A 6,220-nucleotide genomic window follows, 5' to 3' on the forward strand; every position below is an offset into this window, starting at 1 on the left:
CACCGCCGGCGCCGCCGCGCATCGGCGTGCCGCCACCGGTCCACGGCGAGGACTTGGCCTGCTCGGCGACGAGGTCGACGCCCTTGCGGGCGAACTCGCCCACCTTGACGACCTTGTCGGCGTACCTGCCCTCGGTGCGCGCGTTGACGAACGAGGCCGCCTTGTCGATCGCCCCGCCCGCGCTCGAGGAGTGCTCGGCGGCGAACGAGCCGACCCGGCCGCGGGCCTGGTCGGCCGCCTCCCACGCCTGACCGGCGGCCTCGGTCAGCTTGCCCTTGAGGAACTGCATGGTGCCCACGAGTGCTTCCTTCCCTGGTCGCTGCTGCTGCCGCCCGTCCTACCAGTCCGCGCCGGTGAGCTCCACCCCCGTGCGGCGGCACGGGCCGCGGCTGCGCACCACTGTCTGCCACCATGCCTGCGTGGGCCACCCGGAACCCCTCCTCGCGATCGTCGGCCCCACCGCCACCGGCAAGTCCGACGTGGGCGTCGCCCTGGCCCTGCTGCTGGCGCAGCGGACCGGCCGCGCCGGCGAGGTCGTCAACGCCGACGCCATGCAGCTCTACCGCGGGATGGACGTCGGCACCGCGAAGCTGACCCCGCCCGAGCGGCGCGGGGTGGCGCACCACCTGCTCGACGTCCTCGACGTCCGCGAACCCGCCGACGTGGCCACCTACCAGCGCAGCGCGCGCGCCGCCTTCGAGGAGGTGGGCGCCCGCGGCGGCGTGCCCGTCCTCGTCGGCGGCTCCGGGCTGTACGTGCGCGCGGTCCTGGACGACCTGCGCTTCCCGGGCACCGACCCGCGGGTGCGGGCCCGCTGGGAGGCGGCGCTGGCCGAGCGGGGGGCCCCGGCGCTGCACGCCGAGCTGGCCGCGCGCGACCCCGAGGCGGCGGCGCGGATCCTGCCCACCAACGGGCGGCGCGTCGTGCGCGCCCTGGAGGTGGGGGAGATCACCGGGCGGCCCTTCGCCGCGTCGCTGCCGGAGCAGCGCTACGTCCGCCCGGCGCTGCAGGTCGCCCTCGCGGTGCCGCGCGAGCAGCTCGACGCGCGCATCGACGCCCGCGTGGAGCGCATGTTCGCCGGCGGCCTGCTCGAGGAGGTGCAGCGGCTGCAGGCCCTGGGGCTGCGCGAGGGCCGCACCGCCTCGCGCGCGCTGGGCTACGCGCAGGCGCTGGACGTCCTCGACGGGCGCTGCACGCCGGCGGAGGCCGTCGAGCTCACGGCCCGCCTGACGCGCCGCTTCGCGCGCAAGCAGGAGTCGTGGTTCCGCCGCGACCCGCGGGTGCGCTGGATCGAGGCGCCCGACGGCGCCGAGCCCGCCGACCTGGCGCGCCGGGTGCTGGCGGAGCTGCCCGTAGCATCGCCCGCGTGAGCACCCAGCCGTCCGCCGCCGCCGCGACCGGGGGCGTCGCCTTCGTCAAGGGTCACGGCACCGAGAACGACTTCGTCCTCGTCGCCGACCCCGACGGCTCCTGGGACCCGGACCCCGCGCAGGTCGCCGCGATCTGCGACCGCCGCGCCGGCATCGGCGCCGACGGGCTGGTGCGCGCGGTGCGCACCGGCGCGATCGCCGAGGGCGCGGCGCTGGCCGGGCGGGCCGAGTGGTTCATGGACTACCGCAACGCCGACGGCTCGCTGGCCGAGATGTGCGGCAACGGCGTGCGCGTCTTCGCCGAGTTCCTCCTCGCCGGCGGCCACCTGCCGGCCGAGGCGGGCGACGGCCGCTGGGTGCCCGTGGGCACCCGCGCCGGCCTGAAGCGGGTGCGCCGCGAGGCCCAGGGGCGCTGGACCGCCGACATGGGCCCCTGGCGCCTGGTCGGCGGCGAGGCCGCGCTGCGGGCCGGCTCGGACGCCCTCGTGCACGTGCCGGGCCTGGACGGCGTCGCGCGCCCCGCGCTGTCGGTGGACCTCGGCAACCCGCACACCGTCGTGGCGCTGCCCGACGACGTCGAGCTGGAGCAGGCCGACCTCACGCGCGCCCCCTCCGTCGAGCCCGTGCCGCCCGCCGGCACGAACGTCGAGCTCGTGGTGCCGGAGTTCGGGGTGGACACCACCGGGGACTCCGTCGCCGACGTCGGCGACGTGCGGATGCGCGTGCACGAGCGCGGCTCCGGGGAGACGCGCTCGTGCGGCACGGGGGCCTGCGCGGCGGCGCTGGCGACCCGGGCCTGGGCCGGGGCGGGGGCCCCGGACGTGTGGCGGGTGGAGGTCCCCGGCGGCTCGCTCCTCGTGACGGTCGCGGAGGGCTCCAGCGCGCTCGCGGGGACGGTGCACCTCACCGGCCCCGCCGTGCTCGTGGCCTCGGGGACGATCGCCCCGGCGCTGCTGGCCCCGCGCCTCACGCCGGCCGGCTGACCGACAGCACGCGGAACCCCTTCGCCGTCGCGGTCCGCGTCGTGCTCGTGCCGGGCACCGCGCCCTCCTCGAGCCAGCGCTGCAGCGAGTCGGCGCCGAGGTTCTTCTGCACCACCAGGTGCGCCGCGCCGCCCGGGGCCAGCCGCGGCAGCCAGCGCTGCAGCAGGGCGTGCAGCGCGGGCTTGCCGATGCGGATGGGCGGGTTGGACCAGATCTCGGTGAAGCGCAGGTCCTCGTCGACCTCGTCGGGCAGCTGCGCGCGCACCTCGACCCCGAGCCGCTCGGCGTTGCGCCGCACCAGGTCCAGCGCCCGCTCGTTGACGTCGACGGCGTGCACCCGCTGGTGCGGGCGGCGCAGCGCCAGCGTGAGGGCGATCGGGCCCCAGCCGCAGCCCAGGTCCAGCACGTCTCCCGGCGCGTCGCCGTCGGTGATCAGCGGCAGCAGCACGGAGGTCCCCGGGTCCAGCCGCTCGCCGCTGAAGACGCCGCGCGCCGTCTGCACGACCACCTCGCGCCCGGCCAGCCGCACCGCCACCTCGCGCCGCTCGTCGGCCGTCGCGGGCCGGGCCGTGAAGTAGTGCTCACCGTCGGTCTGGACCACGCCCGCAGGGTACGGCCCGGCGCCCGCCCGGCGGCGACACGCGGTGGCCGGCGGCGAAATACCGTCGACCCGCACGTCGTTGGAAGGGATGCTGGACCTGTCAGATCGACCGGCTGGCACGACCGAGGAGGTCCATGAACCACCGCCCCGCTCCCGCGACACCGCAGTCCGCGGAGCTCCAGCACGACCGCGACGTCGTCGCCGACCAGGGCAGCGCCGCCACCCGCACCGAGCGCGACCGCGAGTTCGACCGGGCCGTCGAGCGCATCCTGCGCGGGCACGGCGCCGACGCCCTGGACCACGAGCACGAGGGTCCCGGCCGGACGGACGGGCGGCAGGACGGGCACACCGACCTCGACGGCGACCAGCTCGACCTCGCCGACCGCCGCGCCCTGCGCCGGGCCGCCGGCCTGTCGACCGAGCTGACCGACGTCACCGAGGTCGAGTACCGGCAGCTGCGCCTCGAGCGCGTCGTCCTGGCCGGGGTCTGGTCCAGCGCCGACTCCAGCCGCCAGGAGGCCGAGGTCTCCCTGCAGGAGCTGTCCGCCCTCGCCGCCACCGCGGGCTCCGACGTCCTCGCGGGCGTCCTGCAGCGGCGCTCCACCCCCGACCCCGCCACCTACCTGGGGGCCGGCAAGGCGGCGGCCCTGGCCGACCTCGTCGCCGCCGAGGGCGCCGACACCGTCGTCTGCGACGGCGAGCTGTCGGCCTCCCAGCGCCGCGGCCTGGAGGACATCGTCAAGGTGAAGGTCGTCGACCGGACGGCCGTGATCCTGGACATCTTCGCCCAGCACGCCAAGAGCCGGGAGGGCAAGGCCCAGGTCGAGCTGGCGCAGCTGGAGTACCTGCTGCCGCGCCTGCGCGGCTGGGGCGAGTCGATGTCCCGCCAGGCCGGTGGTCGCGTCGCCGGCGGTGCGGGGATCGGCTCGCGCGGTCCCGGTGAGACGAAGATCGAGCTGGACCGCCGGCGCATCCGCACCCGGATGGCCAAGCTGCGCCGCGAGATCCGCGGCATGGGCACCGCCCGCGACGCCAAGCGCTCGCTGCGGGTGGCGCGCGCGGTGCCGGCGGTCTCCATCGCCGGGTACACCAACGCGGGCAAGTCCTCGCTGCTCAACCGCCTCACGGGTGCGGGCGTGCTGGTGGAGAACGCCCTCTTCGCGACGCTGGACCCGACGGTCCGGCGCGCGCAGACGCCGGAGGGGCGCCCCTACACGCTGGCCGACACGGTGGGGTTCGTCCGCTCGCTGCCGCACCAGCTCGTGGAGGCCTTCCGCTCCACGCTGGAGGAGGTCGCCGAGTCCGACGTCGTCCTGCACGTCGTGGACGGCTCGCACCCCGACCCCGAGGGGCAGCTGGCCGCGGTGCGCGCGGTCCTGGCCGACGTCGGGGCCCAGGACGTGCCGGAGCTGGTGGCGGTCAACAAGGCCGACGTCGCCGACCCGGAGGTCGTGGACCGGCTGCTGCGCCGCGAGCGCGGTGCCGTCGCCGTCTCGGCCCGCACGGGCCAGGGCGTCGAGGAGCTGCTGGCGCGCATCGCCGAGATGCTGCCGGTGCCGGACGTCGAGATGGACGTGTGCGTGCCCTACGACCGCGGCGAGCTGGTCCACCGGGTGCACACCACCGGTCAGGTGCTCTCCGAGGAGCACACCGCGGCGGGCACCCGGATGCTGGCCCGCGTGCGCCCGCGGCTGGCCGCCGAGCTGGACCCGTTCCGCTCCACGCGCACGGCCTGAGGCGGCCCCGACCCGGTCCCGCCGGGCCGTCGGCGCCGTCCCCACAGCCCCCCACCGCTGCCGCAGCGGTGGGGGGCTGCCTCGTGCGGGGGGTCGTGTCGGTGGCGCGCGAGAGGATGCCCCCGTGAGCGCACCGAGCACCGAGGACGTCGTCGAGCAGGCGGAGGTGGAGGGCCACGAGGCCGCCGAGCTGCTCGAGCGCGTGGTGGACGCCCTGGGCGGTCAGCGCCGCGACGGGCAGGCGCGGATGGCCGGGGCGGTCACCGACGCGATCCGCACCCGCCGCCACCTGCTGGTGCAGGCCGGCACCGGGACGGGCAAGTCGATGGCCTACCTCGTGCCGGCGGTCGCGCACGCGGTGCACGCCGAGCGCGCGGTCGTGGTGAGCACCGCGACGCTGGCGCTGCAGGCGCAGGTGGTGGACCGCGACCTGCCGCGGCTGGCCGGTGCCCTGGCGCCGGTGCTGCACCGCGAGCCCACCTGGGAGCTGCTCAAGGGGCGCACGAACTACCTGTGCCGCAACAAGCTCGACGGCGGCTTCCCGGCCGACGAGGCGGCCCTCTTCGACGTGTCGGCACCCACCGGGGAGGCCGGCGGCGCCGACGGCGGGCGCCTGGGCCGCGAGGTCGTGCGGCTGCGCGAGTGGGCGGAGAGCACCCGCACCGGCGACCGCGACGAGCTCGACCCCGGGGTCAGCGACCGGGCCTGGCGGCAGGTGTCGGTCTCCGCGCGCGAGTGCCTGGGCCCGCAGCGCTGCCCCGTGGCGGCCGAGTGCTTCTCCGAGCGGGTCCGGGCGCGGGCGCGCACGGTCGACGTCGTCGTCACCAACCACGCCATGACCGCCATCGACGCCCTCGAGGGCGGCCAGCTGCTGCCCGAGCACGACGTCCTCGTCGTCGACGAGGCCCACGAGCTGGCCGACCGCGTGACGGCCGTCGCGACGGCGGAGCTGTCGGCCGCCGTGCTGTCCGCGGCCTCCCGCCGGCTGCGCCGCTCCGCCGGGATCGTCTCCGAGGCGCTCGACGACGCCGCCGGCGCCCTCGAGGGCGCCCTGGAGAGCGCGCCGCCGGGCCGCCTGGACCGCTGGCCGGAGGCGCTGGCCGCCGCGGTCGTCGCCGTGCGCGACGCCTCCCGCACCGCGCTGACCGACCTCAAGCAGGCCGCCGACGGGGCGGACAAGGAGGACGTCGAGGGCCGCGGCGCGCGGCACCTGGCGCGCGCCGCGGTGCAGGAGGTCTTCTCCGTGGCCGAGCGGCTGGCCGAGGACGCCGCCCGCGAGGGCTCGGACGGGCACGACGTGGCGTGGGTGACGGCCGGCTCCGGCCCGGCCGCGCGACCGCCGTCGCTGCACGTCGCCCCGCTCTCGGTCGCCGGGCTGCTGCGCGAGCGGGTCTTCACCGACCGCACGGTCGTCGCGACGTCGGCCACCCTCAGCCTCGGCGGCTCCTTCGACGCGGTCGCCGGCGCCTTCGGCCTGGCGCGCGCCCGCAGCGGCGGCGACCGCGTCGAAGGAGCCGCCGAGGCTGAGGG

At 77.4% G+C, this 6,220-nt stretch carries 6 protein-coding genes; 4 read left to right on the top strand and 2 right to left on the bottom strand.

Annotated elements, in window-relative coordinates; all coding sequences use genetic code 11:
- Positions 1-289, bottom strand: a 289-nt coding sequence (locus GTQ99_RS18455) for an antitoxin (protein ID WP_240897709.1), incomplete at its 3' end; no start/stop codon positions are given.
- Positions 290-419: 130 nt separating this feature from the next.
- On the opposite strand from GTQ99_RS18455, the gene miaA reads away from it, so the two are divergent.
- Both miaA and dapF read left to right on the top strand, forming a co-directional pair.
- On the top strand, positions 420-1,370 hold the full coding sequence (gene miaA, locus GTQ99_RS18460) for a tRNA (adenosine(37)-N6)-dimethylallyltransferase MiaA (protein WP_338075096.1): 951 nt from the start codon (positions 420-422) through the stop codon (positions 1,368-1,370).
- Positions 1,358-2,353 carry a diaminopimelate epimerase gene (gene dapF, locus GTQ99_RS18465; RefSeq protein ID WP_166617189.1) on the top strand — a complete coding sequence of 332 codons (996 nt, stop codon included), beginning with the start codon at positions 1,358-1,360 and terminating at the stop codon, positions 2,351-2,353. The genes miaA and dapF overlap by 13 nt, the downstream gene beginning before the upstream one ends.
- On the opposite strand, the gene GTQ99_RS18470 is transcribed toward dapF, so the two are convergent.
- Positions 2,337-2,954: a class I SAM-dependent methyltransferase gene (locus GTQ99_RS18470; RefSeq protein ID WP_338075098.1), complete on the bottom strand. Its 618-nt coding sequence runs from the start codon at positions 2,952-2,954 to the stop codon at positions 2,337-2,339. The two genes, dapF and GTQ99_RS18470, sit on opposite strands and share 17 nt — an antisense overlap.
- 134 nt (positions 2,955-3,088) lie before the next feature.
- Here GTQ99_RS18470 and hflX point away from each other — a divergent pair, with 134 nt between their 5' ends.
- On the top strand, positions 3,089-4,690 hold the full coding sequence (gene hflX, locus GTQ99_RS18475) for a GTPase HflX (protein WP_166617188.1): 1,602 nt from the start codon (positions 3,089-3,091) through the stop codon (positions 4,688-4,690).
- Between the two features lie 124 nt (positions 4,691-4,814).
- A partial coding sequence (locus GTQ99_RS18480) for a DEAD/DEAH box helicase (protein ID WP_205707772.1) occupies positions 4,815-6,220 on the top strand: 1,406 nt, incomplete at its 3' end.

It is taken from the genome of Kineococcus vitellinus, assembly GCF_009906315.1.
Classification (GTDB): domain Bacteria; phylum Actinomycetota; class Actinomycetes; order Actinomycetales; family Kineococcaceae; genus Kineococcus; species Kineococcus vitellinus.